Origin of the sequence: Paenibacillus sp. FSL H7-0940 (assembly GCF_037979415.1) — a bacterium.
Classification (GTDB): Bacteria; Bacillota; Bacilli; order Paenibacillales; family Paenibacillaceae; genus Paenibacillus; species Paenibacillus amylolyticus.
The window spans coordinates 4436823-4462160 of the sequence record NZ_CP150280.1 but is presented as its reverse complement, the minus strand read 5'-3'; the positions used below and the strand labels follow the sequence as shown (position 1 = coordinate 4462160).

The 25338-nt window shown below is 45.6% G+C and carries 23 protein-coding genes; 16 read left to right on the top strand and 7 right to left on the bottom strand.

Annotation, left to right across the window (positions count from 1 at the left end; genetic code table 11):
- Positions 1-239 precede the first annotated feature (239 nt).
- The 9 genes from MHB71_RS19790 (at position 240) to MHB71_RS19750 (ending at position 8387) form a co-directional block, all read left to right on the top strand.
- Positions 240-1253 carry an AraC family transcriptional regulator gene (locus tag MHB71_RS19790; protein ID WP_340027356.1) on the top strand — a complete coding sequence of 338 codons (1014 nt, stop codon included), beginning with the start codon at positions 240-242 and terminating at the stop codon, positions 1251-1253.
- A gap of 188 nt (positions 1254-1441) precedes the next feature.
- Entirely contained in the window at positions 1442-2947 is a 1506-nt protein-coding gene (locus MHB71_RS19785) for an alpha-glucosidase/alpha-galactosidase (protein ID WP_076329420.1), read from the top strand.
- Positions 2948-3400: 453 nt separating this feature from the next.
- Positions 3401-3760 (top strand): PadR family transcriptional regulator, encoded by a 360-nt coding sequence (locus tag MHB71_RS19780; RefSeq protein WP_340027355.1) that lies wholly within the window; start codon positions 3401-3403, stop codon positions 3758-3760.
- Positions 3757-4452 (top strand): permease prefix domain 1-containing protein, encoded by a 696-nt coding sequence (locus tag MHB71_RS19775; protein ID WP_076329422.1) that lies wholly within the window; start codon positions 3757-3759, stop codon positions 4450-4452. The genes MHB71_RS19780 and MHB71_RS19775 overlap by 4 nt, the downstream gene beginning before the upstream one ends.
- Positions 4449-5006, top strand: a complete 558-nt coding sequence (locus MHB71_RS19770; RefSeq protein ID WP_076329423.1) for a DUF4825 domain-containing protein — start codon at positions 4449-4451, stop codon at positions 5004-5006. Before MHB71_RS19775 ends, MHB71_RS19770 begins: the two co-directional genes overlap by 4 nt.
- 132 nt (positions 5007-5138) lie before the next feature.
- Entirely contained in the window at positions 5139-5909 is a 771-nt protein-coding gene (locus MHB71_RS19765; protein WP_036606344.1) for an amino acid ABC transporter substrate-binding protein, read from the top strand.
- 112 nt (positions 5910-6021) lie between these two features.
- A complete protein-coding gene (locus tag MHB71_RS19760) occupies positions 6022-6681 on the top strand; it encodes an amino acid ABC transporter permease (RefSeq protein WP_047841829.1) in 660 nt (219 codons plus the stop codon).
- A gap of 33 nt (positions 6682-6714) precedes the next feature.
- A complete protein-coding gene (locus MHB71_RS19755) occupies positions 6715-7470 on the top strand; it encodes an amino acid ABC transporter ATP-binding protein (RefSeq protein WP_076319410.1) in 756 nt (251 codons plus the stop codon).
- 575 nt (positions 7471-8045) lie between these two features.
- Positions 8046-8387 carry a DUF4190 domain-containing protein gene (locus tag MHB71_RS19750; protein ID WP_340027354.1) on the top strand — a complete coding sequence of 114 codons (342 nt, stop codon included), beginning with the start codon at positions 8046-8048 and terminating at the stop codon, positions 8385-8387.
- A 127-nt stretch (positions 8388-8514) separates the two neighbouring features.
- Here the strand turns inward: MHB71_RS19750 and MHB71_RS19745 are convergent, their stop codons facing one another.
- Both MHB71_RS19745 and MHB71_RS19740 read right to left on the bottom strand, forming a co-directional pair.
- Positions 8515-10701, bottom strand: coding sequence for a YhgE/Pip domain-containing protein (locus MHB71_RS19745; RefSeq protein WP_340030203.1), 2187 nt, complete (start codon positions 10699-10701; stop codon positions 8515-8517).
- A 77-nt stretch (positions 10702-10778) separates the two neighbouring features.
- Positions 10779-11360, bottom strand: a complete 582-nt coding sequence (locus MHB71_RS19740; RefSeq protein ID WP_076253362.1) for a TetR/AcrR family transcriptional regulator — start codon at positions 11358-11360, stop codon at positions 10779-10781.
- A gap of 305 nt (positions 11361-11665) precedes the next feature.
- Between MHB71_RS19740 and MHB71_RS19735 the strand changes: the two genes are divergently transcribed.
- Both MHB71_RS19735 and MHB71_RS19730 read left to right on the top strand, forming a co-directional pair.
- Positions 11666-12028, top strand: a complete 363-nt coding sequence (locus tag MHB71_RS19735; protein ID WP_076253361.1) for a hypothetical protein — start codon at positions 11666-11668, stop codon at positions 12026-12028.
- Positions 12029-12133: 105 nt separating this feature from the next.
- On the top strand, positions 12134-12646 hold the full coding sequence (locus MHB71_RS19730; protein ID WP_340027352.1) for a hypothetical protein: 513 nt from the start codon (positions 12134-12136) through the stop codon (positions 12644-12646).
- Positions 12647-12747: 101 nt separating this feature from the next.
- On the opposite strand, the gene MHB71_RS19725 is transcribed toward MHB71_RS19730, so the two are convergent.
- The gene (locus MHB71_RS19725; protein ID WP_340030202.1) at positions 12748-14484 is read right to left on the bottom strand and encodes a HAMP domain-containing methyl-accepting chemotaxis protein; all 1737 of its coding nucleotides are present in this window, start codon (positions 14482-14484) and stop codon (positions 12748-12750) included.
- A gap of 458 nt (positions 14485-14942) precedes the next feature.
- On the opposite strand from MHB71_RS19725, the gene MHB71_RS19720 reads away from it, so the two are divergent.
- Positions 14943-16916, top strand: coding sequence for a CotH kinase family protein (locus MHB71_RS19720; protein WP_340027351.1), 1974 nt, complete (start codon positions 14943-14945; stop codon positions 16914-16916).
- Between the two features lie 92 nt (positions 16917-17008).
- Here MHB71_RS19720 and MHB71_RS19715 read toward each other — a convergent pair whose 3' ends face one another.
- Together MHB71_RS19715 and MHB71_RS19710 are read right to left on the bottom strand one after the other, a co-directional pair.
- On the bottom strand, positions 17009-17950 hold the full coding sequence (locus MHB71_RS19715; RefSeq protein ID WP_339189459.1) for an NADP-dependent oxidoreductase: 942 nt from the start codon (positions 17948-17950) through the stop codon (positions 17009-17011).
- 29 nt (positions 17951-17979) lie between these two features.
- Positions 17980-18480, bottom strand: a complete 501-nt coding sequence (locus MHB71_RS19710; RefSeq protein WP_339189456.1) for a MarR family winged helix-turn-helix transcriptional regulator — start codon at positions 18478-18480, stop codon at positions 17980-17982.
- 442 nt (positions 18481-18922) lie between these two features.
- Between MHB71_RS19710 and MHB71_RS19705 the strand changes: the two genes are divergently transcribed.
- Positions 18923-20611 carry a methyl-accepting chemotaxis protein gene (locus MHB71_RS19705; protein WP_340027350.1) on the top strand — a complete coding sequence of 563 codons (1689 nt, stop codon included), beginning with the start codon at positions 18923-18925 and terminating at the stop codon, positions 20609-20611.
- A gap of 35 nt (positions 20612-20646) precedes the next feature.
- The gene (locus MHB71_RS19700; protein WP_340027349.1) at positions 20647-21291 is read left to right on the top strand and encodes a CatB-related O-acetyltransferase; all 645 of its coding nucleotides are present in this window, start codon (positions 20647-20649) and stop codon (positions 21289-21291) included.
- A gap of 329 nt (positions 21292-21620) precedes the next feature.
- Here the strand turns inward: MHB71_RS19700 and MHB71_RS19695 are convergent, their stop codons facing one another.
- Together MHB71_RS19695 and MHB71_RS19690 are read right to left on the bottom strand one after the other, a co-directional pair.
- Positions 21621-21893 (bottom strand): HU family DNA-binding protein, encoded by a 273-nt coding sequence (locus MHB71_RS19695; RefSeq protein ID WP_036606368.1) that lies wholly within the window; start codon positions 21891-21893, stop codon positions 21621-21623.
- Between the two features lie 104 nt (positions 21894-21997).
- Entirely contained in the window at positions 21998-22198 is a 201-nt protein-coding gene (locus tag MHB71_RS19690; RefSeq protein WP_017690333.1) for a cold-shock protein, read from the bottom strand.
- Between the two features lie 168 nt (positions 22199-22366).
- Between MHB71_RS19690 and MHB71_RS19685 the strand changes: the two genes are divergently transcribed.
- Both MHB71_RS19685 and MHB71_RS19680 read left to right on the top strand, forming a co-directional pair.
- Positions 22367-23269 (top strand): tyrosine-type recombinase/integrase, encoded by a 903-nt coding sequence (locus MHB71_RS19685; RefSeq protein WP_340027348.1) that lies wholly within the window; start codon positions 22367-22369, stop codon positions 23267-23269.
- 334 nt (positions 23270-23603) lie between these two features.
- Positions 23604-25337, top strand: a complete 1734-nt coding sequence (locus tag MHB71_RS19680; protein WP_340027347.1) for a response regulator — start codon at positions 23604-23606, stop codon at positions 25335-25337.
- The last annotated feature ends 1 nt before the right edge of the window (position 25338 follow it).

Genomic DNA, 25338 nt, shown 5'->3' with positions numbered 1-25338 from the left:
CTCGGCACATGGAGGTTTCAGAGCTTTTTTACATAAGGATCTGCGGGCAGAGCTTGGCTTGTTCCCAGCCATCTATGTTACGTCATTCTTTTACATCGTTGGAGTTTAGATGCTCGGTAGTATTTATCTAATTAAATAATACAATGAGGCTTCTAACGAAGACAGTTTATATCCAGCCGACAGAATTGTTACAATGGAGAAAAGTGAGGATCGATCGTTGTAGGAATGGAGGTATGGATATGAGCATTACGAAGCACTGGACAGGAAGCCTGTATCAGGAGGCATTGCGAACGGAGGACTGCGGGCCGCGTTTCTACGCGTACTATTACAAGCAGTGGGACAACTATCGTATGTCCTATCACCATCATGATTCCACAGAGATCATGTATATTATTTCGGGAATGTGCCGGGTGGATGTGCAGATGCCGGATGGGGGCTCGGAGCAGGCTGTTTTGAAAAAAGGACAGTTCATTATGCTCGACGCAGGTGTCCCGCACCGTTTGCTGGTGGAAGATGGTGTCCCTTGCCGGATGCTCAATGTGGAGTTTGGATTCTCAAGCTCACCTCCCGGACAGTTATCCATCCGTCAGCTCGCGCAAGAAGAGGAAGAAGTACATGTTTTATTGGCTAATGCTTCGCCATATCTGGTACTGCCTGACCCGGAAGAGGTGTACCACATTATGAAAAGTCTAGTCTTAGAACTCGATCAGCGTGGTCTACTGGAGCAGGGAAGATCAACTGTGCCGATGAGGATTATTCCACCAGAGGAAAGGTTACATTACCGTGAAGCCCGGAATCTCTCGTCACCGGAACAGGGAATACTGGTGCGTACACTGTTTATCCAATTGCTGGTCCGTGTTGCACGTCTGCGCGGAGAAATGAGCCGGAGTGCGCCAGATCATGCGGAACTGTACGTCAAACGAACCATTGAATTCATGCATCACAATATGGATCGCAACATTCAGATGAAGGATATTGCGGCAGCCGTTAATCTGCATCCAGGCTATTTACATCGTATTTTTCGTCAGCACACGCAGCGCACACCTACCGACTACCTGACGATGCTTCGAATGGAGAAGGCCAAAATGCTGCTTCAGCAGACCAATATTCCGATTTCGGAAATCTCTGACTATGTTGGAGTAGGCAGTCGTCAGTATTTTCATATGTTGTTCAAAAAATATACAGGTCGTACGCCGGTTGAATTTCGCTCCTCTATGGAACGACATGTCAGTCAGTACCCGTCCGATGAATGAGCCGATTGCAGTTATTTCGAATACAACTGGATTATTGGAGCTAGCGCGTAAAAGTTAGGATTTTTGACAACAAGATCTTGAACAGGTCATGATTTTGATAACGCTTCCCTATATGCGGTTGGTACAATGATTTCATGAAGAGAGTCATTAACCGAAGCGAAAGATTCGGATTAGGGGAGGACATAGGCATGTCGTTTAAAGTGGCGTTTATCGGGGCAGGAAGTATCGGATTTACACGGGGATTGTTAAGGGATTTGCTCACGGTACCCGAGTTTAACAACATTGAAATTGCGTTCTGCGATATTAACCAACACAATCTGGACATGGTGACTGAGCTGTGTCAGCGGGATATCCGTGAGAATGGATTGAAGATTCAGATTCAGCCAACCACGGATCGGAAAGAAGCGTTGAAAGATGCAAAGTATGTACTGTGTACGATTCGTGTTGGGGGACTGGAAGCATTTGCAACCGATGTGGATATTCCACTGAAATATGGGGTAGATCAGTGTGTCGGTGACACGTTGTGTGCAGGTGGCATTATGTATGGACAACGCGGAATCGCTGAGATGTTGGATATCTGTAAAGATATTCGTGAACAGAGTGCACCCGACGTACTGCTCTTGAACTATTCCAATCCGATGGCGATGCTGACATGGGCTTGCAACAAGTACGGCGGTGTGCGGACGATCGGACTGTGTCATGGTGTACAGCATGGTCATCATCAGATTGCGGAAGCTTTTGGATTGAAAAAGAGTGAAGTGGATATTGTCTGTGCCGGCATCAACCATCAGACGTGGTATATTCAAGCGTCTCATGAGGGCAAAGACCTTACAGGTGATCTGCTCGAAGCCTTCGAGAAACATCCCGAGTACAGCCGCACCGAGAAAGTGCGGATCGATATGCTGCGCCGCTTCGGTTACTACAGCACGGAATCAAATGGTCATCTGAGTGAATATGTGCCGTGGTACCGCAAACGTCCGGAAGAGATTAACGAATGGATCGACCTGGGCAACTGGATCAACGGAGAGACGGGTGGATATTTGCGGGTGTGTACCGAGGGGCGCAACTGGTTTGAGACTGATTTTCCTAACTGGATGAAGGACGAACCGATGCAATTCATTCCGGAAAAACGGGGCGAGGAGCACGGTTCGTACATTATTGAAGGGCTTGAGACGGGACGTGTCTATCGTGGACATTTCAATACCGTTAACAATGGAGTCATCTCCAACCTGCCGGATGATGCGATTATTGAGGCACCGGGATATGTGGATCGCAACGGTATCTCTATGCCACATGTAGGGGATCTGCCACTTGGCCCGGCTGCGGTATGTAATGTGAGCATTTCCGTGCAACGTCTTGCGGTTGAAGCCGCGGTGAACGGAGATGACAAATTACTTCGTCAGGCATTTATGATGGACCCGCTCGTGGGTGCCGTATGTAATCCAAAAGAAATCTGGCAGATGGTCGACGAGATGCTGGTTGCACAGGCCGAGTGGTTGCCGCAGTACGGAGATGCGATTGCTGCCGCGGAAGCAAGACTTGCTGCTGGCGACCTTATTCCAACGAAGGAATATGAAGGTGCAGCACGTCTGAAGGTGAAAACGGTGGAAGAGATGCAGCAGGATCGCGATGCCGCCAACAAAAATGCGGGAGAATCCGATAAAGGGAAAGATCGCGAGAAAGTGCAGCAATAGATAAAAATGCGTAAGGGCCTCTCCAAAATTGGAGGGGCCCTGTTTGTTTCTATTTTTTTTCGACACCACGGATAACAAAGGCAAAAGAGGTGTCAACCAAGGAAACCTGCGAATTTTGAGGGGAAGTCCAGCGGGCAAAGGATCCATAATAATGAGTACCTTTTTCCTGCGCTAACTGGAATGAACCTTCTCGCAAAGAGTTGAGGGTGAGGCAGTTTTGTTTGTACTATGACTTGGAGTAGGATTACAGCCGGATAATATAAGCAAAGTTGAAAGAAATAACAATGGGGTCAATGTTCTTATCGTATTGAAGAATTTTATTTGCAAGAGAGGAATGTTGCTAATGGTGCTCGGTACGATGCATATTTACCATGCGTTACACATTACCTTTACAGACATAGTAATATGTCTTATAGTATACACAGGACGGAAGAAAGTCGGTGAAACTCGCAGATGGATGTGCAAGTGATTAACAGTGATCTGATTCGGGGCAATATTGACCCCATCATTCTGAGTGTACTTATACCCGCTGATAACTATGGCTACAGCATTATTAAGGAGATCTATCGCAAGAGCGGAGAGCAGTTTGAATTGAAGGAACCTACGCTTTATTCCAGTTTGAAGAGGCTAGAGAAGATTGGATATGTGGAGTCCTACTGGGGGGGAGAGACGCAGGGAGGACGACGCAAATATTACCGAATTACAACGCAAGGCCTTGAAGCCTATAGAGAGCAGGTTCATGCTTGGCAAGCAGCCAAGGCACTGATTGATTGCATGATTGTCACTGGAGAAAAAGGAGATGAAGACCTATGAGATTGGATGCTCGCATCACCCGTCATGTGAATCGTTTGTTCGCTCACGCACAAGATACATTAGACAATCGAGAATTAAAAGAAGAGATTCACAGCAATCTCGCTGCGCGGATTGACGATTATATCTCGCAGGGTATGAGTGAAGAGAAGGCGTTCCAGACCGCCATTCAGCATATCGCTGGTATGGATGAAGTGATGAGTGACCATCGAAGGGTACAACGTGTTCCTTACTGGACAGCGTTGTTGCAGTCTGCTCTGATTTATAGCCTCATAGCCTGGATCATTACCATTCCAATGAGAGTGCTGATGCAAGGCTCCGCCATAAACAATCTGCTTATGATCGTGAGTCTCATTGTTGGTGGCATGTATGTATTGTATCTGTTGATCAACAAGACGAACGATTCTGCAACCTCCGTGAAAACCACGGTTATTCGAATCCCTGCCTTAGTGCAGTGGAATCGCAGGATATGGTGGTTGTGGGCAGCATTAATACTCGTACTATGGGGAACGCAGGCAGCGTTACGATTCGGAAGCAACATCTGGTTTAATCGACCCATTCAGGTGGATGGACCCTATCAGTTTGCAGTGATCGTCATTGCCTTTGCCATCCCATTACTAAGTGTTATTATTCCTTTGGTTGTGCATCGCGCGTATCGGATCGTTAGTAAGTATGAAGTGAGTGATGCGTTATGAGAATTAGAAACATATGGATTATAACACTTGTTGTGTTGGGCATCAGTGGCTTAGTGATTGTTGAGGGCTTCGTTAATCCGAAGATCGAGGCGAAACAGGCTCGGTACGAGGAAGAGCAGCAGAATCCGCTGACACATGATTTTGCCGCTTTAGCCAAATATCGCAGTCCCTACATGGGTGATAATTCAAACCTTAGTCATCTGAATCAGGCTTTACCTTTACGTGAAAGATTGAATGGTTACCAACTGTATCCGGAGACCTTCACGGTCCAAGTGAATTATAGCTTGGATACGCGTGAGATGGATACAGAGGAACTTGAGCGGATACTTGTATATAATGCGGTTTCGAACTTTGTTATGATCGATAATCTGGAGCAGATCGTCTACCAGTTTGAGAATACCAGCCATACCTTACGTCGTGAATCTGCCCAACAATGGACAGGTACGGAATTAAAGGAACTTCAGAACCCGGAGCTATGGAATTCGACTGTACGCGAGAAGCTGGTAGAACCGGCACAAGTGAAAGAGGCTTTTTCACAGATTGTTGACAATTAAACTGCATGAAATAGAAGGAAATAGGCAAGAGACTCGACTCTTCTCCCATGCTATGTTATTATAAATCTCTGATAACGTGGTAACGAACTAAAGCGTTTGGGTTTTGGTTATAGACATGGAGGGGTTCGAGAGATGAGAAAAAAAGCGATTCTACTATTATTCATTAGCATATGTGTATTGATTGTGGCTGGTTGTTCCAGTTCCGCAAGCAAAGACGATAACACGATTGTTGTAGGAATTGATGACAAGTTTGCTCCAATGGGTTTCCGGGACGAGCAAAATGAAATTGTTGGTTTTGATATTGATTACGCAAGAGCTGCAGCGGAGAAAATGGGTAAAGAAATCACATTCCAGCCAATCGACTGGTCTTCCAAAGAATCAGAGCTGAACAGTGGCCGGATCGATATGATCTGGAACGGGTACACCATTACGGATGAGCGTAAAGAGAAAGTGCTCTTTACGAAGCCGTATCTGGAAAACAGTCAGGTAGCTATTACCTTGGCAGACTCGCCAATCACAAAGCTGGATGAACTCGATGGTAAAAATGTGGGATTGCAGGCACTATCCTCCGCGGCAGATGCACTAGCAGCAAGTCCGCTGAAGGATAAAGTGAAAGCTTCCGAATTTAAGGATAACGTGCTTGCACTGACGGATCTGAAGACAAAACGTCTGGATGCGGTCATCATTGATGAAGTGGTAGCGAGATACTACATGTCCAAAGAAGAGGGAACATTCAAACTGATGGATGAATCTCTTGCACCGGAACAATATGGCATTGGTATTAAAAAAGGCAATGAAGAGCTTCTGAATCAGCTGCAAAAAGCGTTGGATGAGCTGAATGCAGACGGAACAGCTGCTAAAATCTCCACCCAATGGTTGGGTGAAGATAAGGTTTTGAAATAGGCAGGTTACACACCTGATATATAGTTAGAAACAAAACGGACCCCGTATTCCATGCTGGAGCGATTCATGCCCCAGAGGAATGCGGGGTTAACAGATTAGAGGAGACAAAACAATGAGTTGGGATTATTTATCGACCATTTTAAAACCTATGCTAGAGGGTGCACAGACCACCATTTTCATGTTCTTGCTAGCGATCGTGTTATCTGTACCGCTTGGATTTGCGGTCACGCTTGCGATGAGAAGCCAGATTAAACTGCTGGCGTGGATTGCCCATACGTATGTATATGTGATGCGAGGAACACCGCTACTGCTCCAAATTCTATTCTTCTGCTTCGGTTTACCGTTGCTTCCGGTGATTGGAGAGTATCTGGTGTTTGATCGTTTTGTTGCAGCGGGGATTGCGTTCATCCTGAACTATGCGGCGTACTTCGCTGAAATCTTCAGGGGTGGACTGCTTTCCATTGATAAAGGGCAACATGAAGCAGCGAAGGTACTGGGGTTAACGAAGTGGCAGACGATGACCAAAGTCATTATTCCTCAGATGATTCGTGTAGTATTGCCTGCAACGGCCAATGAGTCCATTACGCTTATCAAGGATACGGCACTGCTCTATGCCGTGGCTGTACCTGAGCTGTTGTATTACGCCCAAGCGGCGGTAAATCGCGACTTACAGCTGACACCTTTCTTCGTGGCGGCGGTTATGTATCTGCTCATGACACTTGTACTCACGGTGCTGTTCAAGGCACTCGAGAAGCGGTTTTCATTTGAATAAATTAAATCTGATCAATCAAAGGACTGTCTGCATATGACACATATAATAGAAGTAAATCAATTGAGAAAATCATTCGGTACACTTGATGTGCTGAAACAGGTATCCTTCAACGTGGAACCAGGCGAAGTGATTGCCGTGATTGGGCCTTCGGGTTCGGGGAAAAGTACGATGCTGCGCAGCCTGATTCATCTGGAGGATATTTCGGGCGGAACAATTCGCATTCAGGATCAGACGTTGGTTGATAATGGCCGTTACGCGGGTGCCGCAGATATTCGCAAGATGACGGATCGTATGGGTATGGTGTTCCAGCATTTCAATTTGTTCCCGCATCTAACTGTACAAGATAATTTGGAACTTGCACCGAAGACTTTGAAAAAAGAAAGCTCAAGCGTCATTCGATATCGTAGTCTGGAATTACTCGGCAAAGTAGGGCTGTCGGACAAGGCCGATGTCTACCCTGGTAATCTGTCCGGTGGACAGAAACAGCGTGTAGCCATTGCTCGTGCACTGATGATGCAACCAGACATTCTCCTGTTCGATGAGCCGACATCGGCACTCGATCCGGAGCTGACAGGGGAAGTGTTACGTGTCATCAAACAACTGGCACAGGAAAATATGACCATGATGATTGTCACGCATGAGATGGGCTTCGCCCGTGACGTTGCGGATCGTGTATTTTTCATGGATAACGGGGAGATTGCAGAGGCAGGTCCACCAGAACAGATCTTCGGCAATCCGAGGCTCGCACGTACCCGGACGTTTTTACAGCGGGTGAAAGTGGAAGGATAGAAGACATTCCAAGTCTAAGAAATATCAAAAGAACGCAATCCTATGAGTAATAAGGGAGTGCGTTCTTTTTGCTTTTTAAAATAATAGCTTATGTCCAAAGGTATATGTTCCAGATAATCAATACCAGGGTCAACACGATATAAGTTACTACATTCCAACGTGTTCGAATTCGATAAGTGGTGTAACTCATGATTCCAAACAAAACAATACTAAAACATAGTACAGCTACATTATTTCGATAAAGAGCAATAGGTAGAAGCATCACAATCATAAGTATGTTCATTACTTTATCGATTTTCATCGTAGTGATCCCCCATAGATATTCAGAAAAGTATTACAACTATAATAATATCTATATGTTAGAGGTATTCTTGATTTGTAACATCACACGGATAAACGGTTCTTAAATTCAAATCCTTGAAGTACAATTTATAAGCTTATGGATTTATATGTGTGTCCGGGGATGATGGGAATAAAATAAATCTAATATCAATTCATAATTAACATAATGTGGATATTATTTTTCCTAATAATCTATTATAATGAACATACTTAATAAACAGGGAGGATTTACCTTGGAACATCGCGAAAATGATGTGGATCGTTATTATAACGACACATTGTCACCACCGCCTTATGTAGTACCAAAGACCAATAGTAAGTCGATTGTATCACTAGTTTTGGGGATTCTGTCCGTCACGATTCCTTACGTGGGAATTTTAATGGGAATCGTCGCGATTATATTTGCATCTTTAGCCTTCAAAGAGATCAGAGTTCGCATGGAGCAAGGCAGAGGATTGGCCATTGCTGGACTTGTTTGTGGAATCATCGGTACAGCGATGTATGTATTACTTATTTTGCTCGTGCTATTGTTTAGTTTCGCTATCTCAAGTTCTGAAATTTACTCTACATACTAGAAATATGAAGTTAGCAAACTTAGATTGTATCTAAAACTAGAAAAGCAAAGGCGTACCTGCCTACACCTCCTGTTGACCAGAAGAGAGTGAGGCTTAGATACACGCCTTTGCTTTTTACTTTACTTTTTTACAGGTGAAGTGAGACTTCACTGCTGACGTTTGCGTTCTCCGTGGTATGAGGCATCAGGAAATACGTTAAGGTTCCTCCCAGGCCAATCACGGCGAAGATGCACAGAATACCAATCTGATCCCAAGCCACACCGAACTGTCCACTTGAGATAACTGCTTTATAACCTGTTACCGAATAGGTCATAGGCAGCCATGGATTAAACACTTTCAGCCAATTTGGAATCAGTTCGAGCGGGAAGGTGCCTGCGCTGGTGGTGAGCTGGAAGATCAGCATCAGAATCGCGAGGAATCGTCCCGGATTCTCTAGCCACGTCACTAGCGCCTGAATGATGTACATGAAGCTTAGGCTGGTAACAAAGCTGAATAAGAGGAACAATGGAACGCTCTGAACATCCAGACCCAAGCCGTATAAGACCAGCCATGAAGCAAGCAGGGACTGCGCTGTACTCATGAGTGTGAAAGCCAGCGTTTTACTCACAAAACGATTCCAGCCACTTGCCTCACTAACCGTGCTGCCGCGTGTTGGCACTACCAATGTGGCAATCAATGCGCCGACAAAGAGCCCAAGTGACAGGAAGTATGGCGAGAATCCTGTACCATAGTTGGGTACCTCATTATATTTATGCTCATCGACCTGAACAGGCTCTGCATACATGGTTACGAGTTCATCGGTCTTTTTTACACTACCCGTCTGCTCAGCCGCTTCATTCAACTTGGTGGCAAGTTCGCCAGAGCCGTCTGTTAGCTTAAGGGTACCTTCTTTTAACTGACCAGCACCTTCATCCAGCTTATGTGAGCCATCTGCAAGGGTTGAGATTCCATCAGTGAACTGGCTTACACCCGCAACCAGCTTGCCTGCACCAGCATCCAATTGACTTGAACCATCCGCAAGTTTGGCTCCTCCAGCGGCTGCTTCGGATAATTTGGAATTGAACTGTTGTAAACCAGTCGCAAGCTTTTCTTGTCCGACGGATAATTGCGTGGCTCCTTGTACCAGTTGTTGTTCACCCTGTACCAACTGGCTGCTGCCTTGATGCAGTTGTTGCTGTGCAGCGTACAGGTTTTGACTGCCTGCGACCAATTGCTGTCCGCCTTGATACACTTGTTCGCTGCCAGCAGCAACTGCCTGACTTGCTGCCAGGAGTTGCTGCACAGCTGGACTTGCGGTAAGCTCGGGACTCGCTTCGGCCAATTGAGCAAGACCTTGCGCAACGGCCTTAGCACCTTCGCTTACTTTGCCACTGCCCTCAACAGAACTTTGCAGCCCAGCAGTCAGCTTTGCACTGCCTTCCTCGGAAGCCGCCAGTCCTGCATCCAGCTTAGCTGTGCCTTCCTGAACAGATTGAAGGCCAGCCTGTAACTGTTTGCCACCCGCTTCAGCCTGCAATGCTCCATCACCCAGCTTCGTGCCTGCTGCTGCCAATTGAGACAGGCCACTGGACAGGGCACTCGCGCCAGTATGAAGATCACCTATGCCATGGGCGAGCGTAGTCGTACCTTCTTTTAACGGAACTACGCCCGTTTCCAACTTGTCGGTGCCTGCCGACAGTTTGGACAGGTTCTCTTTTAATGTAGCAGCACCCTCATCCAGCGTGATCGCACCATCATGAATCTGACCTGCCCCATCCCCGGCATTCGCCAAACCGCCAGAGATTTTTTCGACCTGATCCAATAACGTTTCGGTATACGATTCTGTGACTTTGGCAGCGACTTTGGAGCGAATTTGTTTGACCGCCGTGCCGCCAATCTGACCTGCGAGGAAGTTGTATCCTTCATTGGGTTCGTAGATCAGGTCTGCCGGCTCAGGGTGCTTATCCATCAGGGTTGTTGTTTTGGTGGAAAAGTCCTCCGGAATCACAATCGTCATATAATACGTGTTGTCTTGCATACCTTGTTCTGCTTGTTCACGAGTCACGAATTGCCAGTCAAAATCATCACTTTTCTTCAATTCATCGACCAGATTCTGACCGACCGCCAGTGATTTGTCATTGTAGACTGCACCCTGATCCGTGTTGACCACGGCTACAGGTAATTCATTCATTTTGCCATACGGGTCCCAGAATGCGTTCAGGAACAGGCCACTATACAATACCGGAATGAACAGTACAACGAGGATCGGAATAAATACTTTTGGTTTCTTGAAGGCGGACTTCAGATCCTGCCCAAATACGTGGAATGATTTCATCATGTTCTCTCCCTATCCTTACGCTAATCCGTTTGTTCTATCTCTATTATGTTTTGAATCAAGTGATACACCTTTCTCTATGTGGTGGGGGATAAACCATTCTTGAGAAAGAGGCCCACAAAATCCTTGATCTGATCTTTGTGCAACGTAGGATGCGCTTTGTTCCAATCTGAGGTTAAGGTGACATACAGCTTCAGCAGGACAAAAGAAACCAGCATGGGATCGTCTCTGCGAATCTGCTCTAATTCCATGGCACGGCTCACCTGACGCTCCAGATATTCAAGAATGGCTGTCTCCACTTTCTGCAAACCTTCCTTGGCCTGTGGCGTACCGAACTCGTTGACCTCCTGAAAGAGTTTGATCAACAGCTCATGTTCCTCCCGATACTCCAGCAAAGAATCCATACTCATATGCACGTTATCCAGAAAGGAGTTCTCTTCCTTCACAGTCTGCTCTGTAATCTGTCTCATATCCGCAATGATCGAGCGCAGAATCTCGCTGAACAATTCTTCTTTATTTTCGAAAAAAGTATAGATCGTTCCCTTGCCCACATTGGCAAGTCTCGCAACCTGCTCCATCGTTGTCGCCTTATAGCCAAACAGGGCAAAGGATTTCTCGGCAGAATCCATCACCTGTTGCCTTCGATCTATCGTTTTCATCGCATATACACCTCCTTATATGTTGAAAGGTAATGGGTAAGGTTAGTTATCTAATGACCCATTTACTGTTTCGGTCAACTGGTCGTTAACAAATGTAGCACTTGAACAGGGAAGATGGATGTGATCATTGTCATAATGTGGGCTGGAGGATGAAAACAATAAATGAGTAGAGGAAGTACGGATGAGGAGTTACTATAATATGGAAAAGTGCTAAATATATCAGTTATAGAGTTGAATAGCTATAATAGCAAAGGGTGGCGAAGAAACAGTAAATATTAAAATACAGCAAAGAATGAGGAGTATGTATGGAACACGTTTTATGGACGATCTATCTTGGATTACTGGGCACAGCATCACTCTCGTATCTTATTAAAGGAAAGTATAAGTCGAAACTTAGCAAAATCGATTTTGTCGTATCCGTTATAACATGGATAGGGCTGCTAGGATATGTAACGGAAACAGCTATTTTAAATCCTTCTTTGTGGAAATTTATTACTGTGGCAGCGCTGTTATGGGATGTATTATTCGCAATGCTTTTAAAGGATAACGAAGGGGAAGAGATTTTGGATGGATTACCAATTATGACGAGGAGAGTTTGGATGTTGATAACTTTAGTTATCGCGATTGGACCTCTATACTATGGGCTGTTTAGATATGCTTTCTCTTAAGCGGAGAACTTCGTATATATTTTATTAACAATGTAACTTAATGGTACAATTCTGCGTCCAAAATCTAAGAGCCAAATTATATATTAGAATGAGAGGAGGTCTACCTTGAAATATTTCTCCTACATCCTGATGATGTGTCTTGTCCTACTCGGTTGTTCCGATTCATCATTGGAAAGCAACGATACAGCAGACCGGATTCAAAGAGAGGGACAGACGATGACGGCAACCAGACAATTGGGTGATTATGAACTCCGATTAAGTGTCCAACAATCTGGTGATCACGACTTCACTTTTCAACCGGGAATAAGGTATATAGGACAAGATGTCAACCACGAGATTTTCCATTCGAAACAGCTTTTTGATATCGATCTGCAAACGGATGGCAAGACGCTTCTCCCGCCGAGGTCGAGTACCAGTGAAGAATTGGTAACGAGATTAACGAAAGATAGCTGGTATTCAGAAAAAGTTGAAATAACCCTTACACCGGAGCAGGTTCAATATATATCGAATAGTGAGGCCGATCTTATTCTTAATGCTGGATTTCGATCCGAACAATCCGGCTACAATGATGAGAAAAAGATGATGATAAGAGCAGAAGAAATACTGTCTGTTAAATGATACCGGGAAGGTATAGAGCCTACCCTGGTAACAACAAAAAACCAAGGCTTTGAGTGTAATCACTCATGAGCCTTGGTTTTTTTTACTGTGTCGTATTGCTTCTATTCTGCGCGTACTTTAAAGAATGAGATCAGTTCTTGCAGTTGCTCGGATACAACCGAGAGCTCATCGGAGGCACTCACAATGGCTGCCATGGAGGCTTCCTGCTCATCAATTGACTGCTCAATTTGTTTACTGCTGCTTGCTGCTTTGCTGACATTGGCAGAGAGTTCATCTGCCGTGGCAGACATTTCCTGTGTGCTTGCCGAGATCTCTTCAGTAGAACTGGAGATATCCTGAATCTGGTTTGCAACTTTATTCGTAGCAGTCAGAATATTCTCGAAGAATACACCAGTTTCTTGGGTAACTTCCAAGCCTTTGGTAACTTCCTTGGAACCCAACTGCATCGCTTCGGAAGACTGCATAATATCCCGTTGAATTTCTTCAATTAACTGTCGAATTTGCTTCGCTGATTCCTGCGATTGCTCTGCCAGGTTACGTACCTCGCCGGCAACCACCGCAAAACCTCTTCCTTCTTCACCTGCGCGGGCTGCTTCGATTGAAGCGTTAAGTGCAAGCAAGTTGGTTTGTCCGGCAATCTCCGTAATTACGTTAACAATGTTGCTAATCTGGTTCGAGTTATTTTCCAAAGACTGAATCGAGTTTGACGTATTTTGCACCGCACCGGAGATCAGGCGCATCTGCTCAATGACTTGTTGCATCACCACATTACCTGTGCTGGAGCGCTGCTCCATGCTGAGTGCTTCATCTGCCACATCGGCTGAGCTGCTGGCGATCGTCTGCACTACCGTTGACATCTCGGTCATGGCACGTGCGTTCTCCACAGTGGCTTTGTCTTGTGACACCAGTCCAGTAGATATTTCTCGAATATTGGTGCTGATGGATTGAATGTTCACATTATTTTTCTCGGAAATGCCCAGTAGTTGTTTGGAAGATTCCGAGAGGTGATGCGAAGTATTCTGTACTTTATAGATGGTTGTATTGAATCGATGGATCATCGCATTAAACTTCTCGTTGATGATACCCAGATCATCTCGTCCGGTATCGATGGTTACGTCCAGATTACCCGTGCTGACTTCTTCGATACCTTTCATCAGATTGCGGATCGGAAGCAACGTTCTTTTCAGCAAAATGAATTGCAACACCATGAACAGGATCAGGAAACCGACCAGGAACATCAAACCGTACGTAAGTAGTTTGTTCAGGCCTTTTGGAACGGCACTTGCATCTACATCGAAGTAAAGAGCAGCGTACATGGAGCCATCTGCGTTATTAATCGGATAGATCAGAGTGGTCCAAGTTCCGTACTCATCCGTGTAGAAATCACTGAAGGCAGGCTTTCCGTCCTTTTTCATCTGTTCCAGCACTACGACGTTATTCTGAGGCAACGGGTACATGGCACCTGCGGGCAGGTTACCTTCCTCGAATGGTTCCAACAGGTTCGTTGGAATCGCGATGATGGACGTTCCGTTTCCTTCCTCAAGTTCTGAACCGAAAATGTACGCTTGCGCGATGTTTGGATAGAATTCATGGATGGAATCGAGATAAGTTTTCATTTCCAGCTGTACAGGACCGGAGTAGCTTTTTTCCTTAGCCGCTTCTGCTACTTTGGCAGTGTCGAGATCGTCATACCATTTCTGGGTGATGACGGTAGCCTGGTCGTGCAACTGTTCAACCAAGATATTTTTTTGCAATTGATACGCGGCAGTAATCAGGATTACACCGATCAACATAATGCTGCCGAATGAAATCACCAAATTTTTGATAAAGAAAGGCATGGTACTCCAGCGAAGCTTATTAAACAAGATGGTTCACTCCTTCTACGATTGTGACGAAGGACTTACCCTGGGTGTTGTACACGCTATGTAATTGTTGACTTAAAAACTGTGAAATCGTCCCTAAATATCCTGTCTGATCAAATTCTCTTTTGTTTCTAAAAGTTTTTCGTAATGGATTTTGCTATTCACGTATATGAACTCCAGGTAAGTTCTACTCTTCAGATATATCGTTATATAGGCATATTAATATTAGATATTTGCATCAAAATAGGACTTATGAACCGGTTCCAAGGTTATAATTGCGCTTTTTTTCATTATATTTCTTGTATATCCATGAAAATTTCATAGTGATACATATCATTTTTGATCGCGTTTAAGATTCACTAAAGGTTTGTCCCCTACCATGGTTACATAAGCCTCAGTTGCTTAACAGAAACCCAAGAAGGAGGATTCATCATTTGAATATTTTATTACGCAAAGCTGCAGTAACGGCATTATCCGTGACGATGGTAACGACATCTTTTGGCCTGATCGGAAGTCCGAATGCGGCATTTGCCGCAGAAAGTACAGCGACAACCACGAGTGTAGGTGTGACGCAAGCTTATGAATCGTTGTTTCAGACGGATAACGTCATTGATGTGAATGTAACGATTGATGATGCAGACTGGAAGAGCATGCTCGAAAGTCCGCTGGATAAGGATTATAAGAATGTTAGTGTGGAAGTGGACGGCAACAAGCTGGACAATGTCGGTTTCTCCACCAAGGGCAATCTGACCCTGAAAGCTGTAGCCTCAATGGAAGATTCGGACCGTTACAGCTTCAGACTGAAGTTTGATAAATACGACAAAACACAAACCCTACTTGGACTGGACAAAATGGTACTGAACAATAACTACGCCGATCCATCGTATATGCGTGAGGTACTTCACTACGAAGCACTGCGGAGCATTGGCATGGATGTACCGATGACGAACTATGTTAATCTGTACGTTAACGGCGAGCTTGTTGGTTTCTATACTGGCGTTGAAGCGGTGGATGATAGCTATCTGGAGCGCAACTACGGTGAGGATTACGAAGAAGGTGTCCTCTATGATACGGATGAGAAGAGTTATCTTCAATATGAAGAGGACAGTGACTACAGTACAATCACCAAAGATTTGGGTACGGATAAGGACAAAGCCAAACTCAAAACCTTCATCCAAACGCTTAACGAGATGCCAGAAGGTGAAAAAGGTGATATTGAAAGTGTACTGGACGTGGATTCAGCGCTTCAATATATTGCAGGCAACATGGTTTTTGGCAACTATGACAGCTATAACGGCGACAAAGGACATAACTACATGCTCTACAGTGATGCCGCGGGCAAGTTCACCGTTGTTCCTTGGGACTTCAACATGTCCTTCAACGGGTACTCGGGTGGAGGTGGACGTGGCACAACAACCGGATCAACCACGACCAACACCAACGCAACAAATGTATCTGTGGACGAGCCGGTACTAGGCATTAACATGGAAAATGTACCGATGATTAATAACCTGCTTGCTGTGCCGGAGTATAAGGGAAAATATTTGAGCTACGTCAATGAACTGACAGACTATATGGAAGGCATTCAGGATCGTATCACTGGCCTTGCCAATGAGATTCGTCCTTATGTGGAAGCAGACCCAACGAAGTTTTATACGACAGAACAGTTTGAATCCAACATCGCTTATTCTGCAAATGCAGACGCGGCAGGTGGTATGGGCGGTACACCACCAGCAGGATTTGAAGGCATGACCCCACCTGAAGGCATGGAAGGTATGACTCCTCCAGATGGAACAACACCTCCAACTCAGCCGGGTGCTGCAACTGGAAACGGTACAACAGATGCAACAACGGGTACAGATAATACGCAGACACGCCCTAGTGGTAACTTTGGCGGTGGGGGTGGAGGCATGGGCTCCATGGCAGCCGGGTCACTGACGACATTTGCACTGAACCGTCTTGCGAATCTGCAAGAGCAACTTGGACGTGAAGTAACGCCTTTGCCTGAGACTTCGGAAGAGACAGGTTCGAACACTTCATCCGGAACAACTGACAAAACCATTACCGTAACACTCGATGGTAAATTGATCACATTCCCGGATCAGGACCCGCTGCTGCAAAGTGGCCGAGTGATGGTACCTGTGAACGCAATTCTCGAAGCACTAGGTGCAGAAGTGACTTGGGACAAAACGGCGAAGACGGTAACAGCTGTTCTGAATGATCAGACCCTTGTGCTCAAGATCGGGAGCAGCACCGCAACCGTAAATGGAGATACACTCGAAATTGATGCACCAGCGATCATTCAAAACAGTCGCACACTTGTGCCTGTACGCTTCATCTCAGAAGGACTGGGACTTACCGTGGACTGGGATCAAACCGCTGCACAAGTAAGCCTTACATCCAAATAAGAAATATCTCCTGCAGATCAACGTTATTGTATGGGGAACGAGAAAAGGGATTCGATGGTCAGATCGAATCCCTTTTTGTTCTGCTTTTCAGGTTAGACGGAGCGAACATCCAGCAAAATCCGGCCTCGTCCATGTCTGGCCTCACTTTTGGCATGCGCTTGATTCGCTTCACTCAAAGGGAAGATGGAATCAATCTCTGAGCGGAGGGAACCGTTAGCGATTAGCTGAGCGATTGTGTACAGATCCTCTGATGTCGGGAATTTGGAATTAAACTTGGCTGTAACACCATACTGCGCTGCTTTTTCGGCAGAAGGCAGTTGAGTTAACGATACCAGTCGGCCCCCAGGTTTCAGAACACCCCATGAGCGATCTTCGATCTCTCCACCAACAGCTTCAACAACCAGATCTACATTGCTTACCAGCTCTTCAAACAAGGTTGTCTTGTAATCAATCACTTGATCGGCACCCAATGAAGTAACAAAATCAACATTGGCACCAGACGCGGTAGCAATAACATGAGCGCCTTTCCATTTTGCCAGTTGCACTGCGAATTGTCCGACACCGCCCGCAGCAGCGTGGATCAGAACGGTTTGCCCGGCTTCCAACTCACCTTCGGTGAACAGTGCTTTCCATGCAGCTTCAGCTCCGCCTTTAATGGTCGCAGCATCCTCAAAACTCAGGTCGTCTGGCATATGCACCAAATCCTGAGCAGGAGCCATACCATACTCGGCATAACTACCCTTCACATTACCAAAAACACGATCTCCCGACTGAAAGGTATCAACACCTTCTCCCACGATTTCAACGATGCCAGACATGGCCGTTCCGGGTGTATAAGGCAGCTCTTTGACAAACACGTCCTGCAACCAGCCGTTACGAATCTTCCAGTCCAGTGGAATGGCTCCAGCATACTGAATGCGTACCAGAACTTCGCCGGCAGCTGGCTGGGGCTTATGGACTTCCTGTTCGAACTGTAATGTATCGGGTCCTCCGTATTGATGAATCTGAATAGCTTTCATTTTAGATGTATGCATTGTGCACACGCTCCATTCGTTAAGCAAATTTAGGATAGGGATGAATCAATCTGTGCAGCAATTTTCTGTGAAAGAGATAACAGTAAGTTCTTTTCTTCCTCGGAGAGGCCAGCTGTGGTGATCTGCTCCACTTGGCGCCAGGCGTTATTCACTTGCTCCTCCAGTGCGCGTCCGGCTTCTGTTAGGGATACAATGGTCACCCGTCCATCTGTTTTGGAACGACTCCGAGTAACGAGACCGGCATCTTCCAGACGGCGAACAGACTTGGCTACGGTTGAATGATCCAGGCGAAGTGTGCGACCCAATGAGTTTTGGGATTGATGGTCTTGTGCATATAACTGCATCAGCATAATCTCTTGACCGGGAAAAAGCCCGGTATCCCGAATCAACTGCGCAGCAAGACCCTTGTGAGAGCGTGCCAGAGCAAAAATGCTAAAGCTGATGGGATACTGCGCTACTGCACTGAATTCCTCATTATTTAATTCCTGGAGATTATCAGGCTTTTTGAAATCATCTTTGGCTGTCATCATGTACCTCAACTTTCTTAATTATGTTGTCGGCAACATAAATATAACACTTGGATATGTGGTTGGCAACATAAATTGAACTAAACACTTCTACATGAAACGTAGAGGACAGAAAGAACCTGAAGAAGCGGAGCGTTCGCCTAAAAGCTTTCTGAAAGAAAACTTCATTGAAAGGTTGTTCTGTCATCGGAGTATCCAGTGTATATATTCTTTAGTTCAACTTATATAACTCCTCTAAATTTCCAGACAGCAGATCATTCTCACATAATTACGGAGAAAGCGGAAAAACTTTGATTTTTAATTTTGATTACCGTGATAAAAGTCACTGAAATATTATAAATATTGTGAACACTCCTACCGATAAGACTATAGTGATATTCGAAACGGAATCGAAATTGGCTTGAATATCCCCACAATTACATAGGGAAAAGGGTGGCTCACACACATGCGAAGCATGAGCATCGGTACCAAAATCAGTTTGATCGTTATCAGTATATTTATCGTCTTCTCTTCAGCCGTGGCGGTAAGTGTAATCCTGGAGATGAGGCAGGGGATCACGACATTTGCTACAGAGAAGGCAAAGCGAGATTTGGAGATGGCGAATAGTATCATTACATATAAGCATCCAGGAGATTGGGCCATTAAGGATGGACAATTATTCAAGGGCGATACCGCGTTGGAGGGTAACTTCGAACTGGTGGATGAGATTGGACAAGCGTCTGGGGACACGGTGACGATCTTCCGAGGTAACGAACGTGTTGCAACAAATGTCATGGTGGACGGAAAGCGTGCTGTCGGCACGAAGGTATCGGACGAGGTCGCCCAGACCGTTTTGCAACAAGGGGAAAAATACTTCGGTGAAGCCGTGGTTGTGGGTCAGAAATATCAGACGGCCTATGAACCAATCAAGAACGCATCCGGAGAGATTATCGGAATTTTCTATGTTGGCGCTTCTCAATCGTTAATTGATGTGATTATCTCCTCGTTCCTCAAGACATTCCTGATCGTATTCCTGCTTGCAATGTTAGTCGCAATTACCCTGATCCTGCTGTACGTTCGCAGGGTGAGAGTAAGAATCGAACGGGTATCCGTAGCGATTAAACGTGCGGGTACGGGCGATTTCACACAGCCAGTTGTGGACAACGTCCAAGACGAGATTGGCATGCTGGGCATGGGATACAATGAGATGAGAAGTAATCTCCAGGTCATCATTCAAGGAGGACTTCAAGCTGCGGAGAAAGCAGAGCATTCGACTGGGCTGCTACTGAAGATTGCGGACCAAACGTCCAAAGAATCGGCGCAGATTGCATCCTCCGTTGAACAAGTCGCACAAGGAGCCGAGAGTCAGACAATTAGTACGGAAGAAAATCTGCAGGCCATGGAAGAAGTGGCGATAGCCGTACAACGCATGGCGGACAAGGCCTCCAGCATCTCGGACTCTGCTTTGTATTCACGTAAACAGGCTGAAACCGGAGGTGAAGCGGTGCAACTTACCGTTCAGCAGATGTCTACCATTGAATCTTCCGTTACCACAACGGATGAAGTCATTCGTATGCTGGAAGGGAAGTCGGCACAGATTAGCCAGATGGTTTCCGCCATTCATGAGATTGCAAATCAAACGAATCTGCTTGCTCTCAATGCATCCATTGAAGCAGCAAGAGCAGGGGAGCATGGCAGAGGATTTGCCGTCGTATCTACCGAGGTTCGTAAACTGGCTGAACAAGCCGGAGACTCTTCAGATCGTATTGAAGAACTGGTCGAAGCCATGGAACAAGATATGCAGCAATCGCTATCGGCCATGTCGAGAGTGAAGGACGAAGTACAGGAAGGACTGCGCTTGACCCGGGAAACGGAGCAAAACTTCAGCCTGATCCGGGATACAAATCTGCGTATGGCTACAGAGATTGAGGACATGGCCGCGACAAGTGAAGAGATGTCCGCAGGCGTGGAGCAGATTGTAGCTTCTGTGCATGAGATCGCTCGCCATGCGCAAACGGCTAGTACCAATTCACAACAGGCTGCCGATTCTGTCCATGAACAGCTCAAGTCGGTAGAGCAGATCAAGGCATCTGCGGCTATTTTGTCTGATGTGTCGACAGAGCTGCAGACCTCACTTAGTCCGTTTAAGATTTAATATCTGTTACAATAGGGAAAAGGAGGGACTACAATATGGCCCCTGATAAAACAAAACTTTTCCCGAATGAGAATATCCGTACGGTATGTTACATTCAAAACCTGCCGCCGCGCTCCAACGTGGACATCGGTGATTATACGTATCATAGTGATAACACAAATCCGCCAGAGCAATTCTATGACCGGATACAGCATCATTATGACTTTATTGGTGATCGCCTGGTCATTGGAAATTTCTGTGCAATTGCGGAAGGTGTGACATTCATTATGAATGGTGCGAATCATCGGATGGAGGGGATGACCACGTATCCGTTCAACATTTTTGGTGGAGGATGGGAGCGTGTGACACCTACACTGGAACAACTTCCATATAAGGGTGATACGTTACTGGGGAACGATGTATGGCTTGGACAAAATGTGACGATCATGCCTGGTATCACGATTGGAGACGGGGCAATCGTTGCCTCCAATTCAACCGTTGTTAAGGACATTGAACCCTATACGATTGTTGGTGGTAACCCAGCCAAGACTGTTAAAAAGCGTTTTGACGAAGAGACGATTGCACTGCTGCTGGAATTGAAGTGGTGGGATCAGGATGAGGAATGGCTGGATACGCATTTGGAACGACTTGTCTCTACATATGATCTACAGATCTTGCGCGAACTTCTGAACAGCAAATAGGATGGATGTGCATTGTGCTTAAAAGACAAATAAGCTGGTTCCTGACGGAGCCGGCTTCCAAGCAAATCAGGCCCTGGACCGTTTTGAGCGGATCAGGGCCTCTGGTTGTCCAAGATGAAATGTAATTTAACGGGTGGGTGGTCGTAGGGTACAATCAGACTTTGTTGATGGGGGCTTCAAATGAGTGTGATTTTCTGTATGATCCGAGTTTGTCTGTTTGCCTGAATAAAAGTTAATGATATCATCAACGGTAGTAAACACGACATTTAAATCCATATTATCATTGTGTGTTTGAATAAAAACCTCTTTTCAATAAGTTGTTGCGTTGTTTAATTTAAAGCTTCTTTCATGCTTAAGCCTGCTGTGAATACAGGAACTTTACCTGCAGGTAGTTGAATTTCTTTGCCTGTTTTCCGGCTTCTTCCCGTTCTTGCCTCACGCTTCTGCACTTCAAATTTCCCGAATCCGACCAGTTGAACTTCTTTGCCTTCTTTGAGAGCTTCGAGAATCGAGTCCAGTACAACGGTTACAGCTTTTTCAGCATTCTTCTTGGAGAAACCGCCAGCCTTAGCTACTTCTGTGATCAATTGTTCTTTATCCATGGGGAATACCTCGCTTTCAATCTTGGGATGTGAAATCTTTTCTTTACTGTGCAACATATGTGTAAATAAAAAGCTGCCTTATTAATAAGGCAGCTTTCATATAATTAAAGTTTAGTAACGTTCTCAGCTTGTGGTCCACGGTTACCTTGAGTTACTTCAAATTGAACGCGTTGACCTTCGTCCAAAGATTTGTAACCTTCACCTTGAATTGCACTGAAATGAACGAATACATCTGTTCCTTCTTCAGTTTCGATAAAGCCGAATCCTTTATCCGCGTTGAACCATTTCACTGTACCTGTTTGCATGTGATTCCTCCAAAAAATAAGTTTTTAGCCGATCATTATGACGAGTATAATTTAAAATTGACACTCACCTGGTGCATTTAAACCACGAACTTGATGTCCGCTAATGTATCGATTAATATGATAATACCATGTCCGCTAATATAAGTCAAGATTTGGAGGTATTTTCTAATGAATCAGTCATCAGGGGTTTCGGTGCAGCGGGAACCGACAGTAGAGGAATTCATACATATGCTTGCTAAAGAGGGGGAATTGCATCCCAAAACCGTGAAGGAATATGCAAGTGATCTGAAGCACTTTATCGAATGGTACAAGGAAAGCACCATGCTCAGCGCAGAGTTTTCACTGCGAATTGAAGATGTGGATACATCCACTTTAGTCAGTTATCGTGAAGATGCTCACCAAGTTATGTTATTGAAACCAGCCACCATTAACCGGAGATTGATTACGCTGAAGCGTTTTTTCAAATGGGCTGTCTTGGAATCCAGGCTGAGTCATGACCCTTCCAAACCATTAAAATTCATTCCGGAAGACAAAGTAAGTCCACGTCGAATGACATTTGAAGAAGAGCAGGCATTCCTAGCAGCAGTGGAGTATGGTAATTCACTTCGTGATCAGACCATCCTGACCCTTATGTTTCACACAGGCTTGCGAACGATGGAGGTATGCAACCTCAAGCCTCATGATATCGAACTTGGTAGACGAAGCGGTCACTTGACAGTGAGAGCCGATAAACGCAACGTGCAACGTAAGATCCCTATGAATATGCAGTGTGTTGTCATGTTGAATCAGTACTTATCTGATCTTGCTACCGATCGTGCGTATCTTTTTCCTTCAGAGAAGACAAATGATCGTTTAACGGAGAGAGCATTGCGTCACCTGATTAAAAAAGTAATGATAACAGCAGGGCTGGAAGGACTGAGTTCACACGACCTGCGTCATCGTTTTGGCTACGCCATGGCTGAGCATACGCCACTGCACCGTTTGGCCGAGATAATGGGACACACCAACCCAGATACAACAATGATTTATTTTAAAGCATTAAGTACGAATCATCGTAAAGAACAAGAATGAAGTCTGAATTATAGTCAGAATGAAAACACCTCTTATTAGAAGTACTTCGAAATTTTCCGTGTTTATATTACTTTAACCTACCTTTACCATTCATATACGATCCTTCACATTTCACTTAGGCACTGCCCGACAGGGTTGCCTTACCTCTAACAAAGAAAGCGATTACATATCCCTGATAATATTGTATATTATGATGGCAACCTTGGAACAGATCAACATGAGCCTTTGCATTTTGCTTCAATTCGGTGAGCAATATGAAATCAAATGATTCACAATGTTACATATATATTCGTTGATAGGGCTAAGGCCGTCATCAAAAGGGAGGAATCCAAACGTGTACCGGGTACTGCTGGTGGATGATGAAGAAGATGTGCGTGAAGGACTTGTTGTAGAGGTCGATTGGGAAGCGCTCGATCTGCGGATTGTCGGTTTGGCTGAGAATGGGCGGGAAGCATTGGAGATGGCGGAGCGGGTGGAGCCGGACATTGTGGTGACGGATATCAGCATGCCATTCATGAATGGTCTGGAACTCGCACAAAGATTGAGGAAGCGTAATCCACTCGTGAAGGTGGTCATTTTGACTGGATATGATGAATTTGATTATGCGAGGCAAGCCATCTCGTTAAGTGTGGATGAATATCTGCTGAAGCCGTTCTCGGCAGGGCATCTCACCGAACTGCTCACAAGATTGCGCGCCCAGATGGCGTCTGAAGTGGCTGAGCGTGAAGATGTACAGCAGCTGCGTGAGCACTATCATACCAGTTTGCCTTTATTACAGGCAGATCTGATGGCGACTTTGCTCCATCGACAGAAATCCTCAACATATATTCATAGTAAAGCCAAACAATGCGGATTAAATCTGACAGGGGAACGCTATGGGGTGTCCGTATTGACACTGCATATGGATGGAGATGTGCAGAAGGAGAAGTCTGAGGGAGTATTCAGCGAGCCCCCACAGCGACATAACAAAACATCATCCGAGGTAGCGGATCAGTCTGAGATATTCATTCCCGGAGGTTCCTTGCGTCAATCTGAGGATGCTGAACTGAAGCGTTTTGCTGCACTTAACATTGCGGCAGAAGTTTGGGCGGAGCATGGGGCTGGTCATGCTTTTATGCATCAGGAGACGATTGTCCTGCTCTATGTGGATCGCACGGGCGGTACAGATGGAGCGAAACGGCAACAGAAAGCGTTGGAAAATGTGATGCGCAGCATCAATCACTACTTACGTATCCCGGCTACAGTGGGATCTGGTCAGATTGTGGATACACTCGCGGATGTGAATCATGCCTATGAAGATGCCCTGCTGGCGTTGGATTATCGGCTTGTGCCCGGGACAGATTCAATCATATACATTGCGGACGTGGAGCGACAGACGGCGGGCAAGCTGCGTTTTGATGAGTTGAAACAGCAGACGCTGACACGTTGCCTGAAGGCAGGTACACAAGCAGAGCTGGAGGAAGCACTTGCGATCATTTTCCGGGAAATTACAGTGGAACACGGGCGAAGTGATATTCAGCTCTATTTAATTGAAATATTAACAACAGTATGGAAGGCAGCACAGGCATCAGGAGAAGCGATGGAAGACATCTTTGGTGCAGGGTTCCAGTTGTATGCGGATTTGTTCCGACTGCCGGGACTCACTGAGGCACAGAAGAAGGTACAGGAGGTCTGTCTACTCGTGCAACATCGCATTGCGAGCGGACGCCAGCATGTATACAAAGATATTGTCGAGCAGGCGTTAGTCTTCACGAAAGAGCATTATGCCGACCCTGACCTATCCATTCAGAAGGTGTGCGGCCATCTGCATATCAGCTCCGGTTATTTTTGTGGCATTTTCAAAAAAGAAGTACAACTTACCTTCCTGCAGTACCTGATGCAGATCCGAATGGAGGCAGCGCGTGAGCTGCTTCGCTCGACCGAGCTGAAGTCGTTTGAGATTGCGGAGCAGGTTGGCTTTGCCGAACCCAATTACTTCAGTTTTTGTTTCAAAAAACATATTGGTGTCTCGCCCAAAGAATATCGTAAACAGGCTTCCCAGGCGGCAAGTGAAGGTTCGATCCGATGAA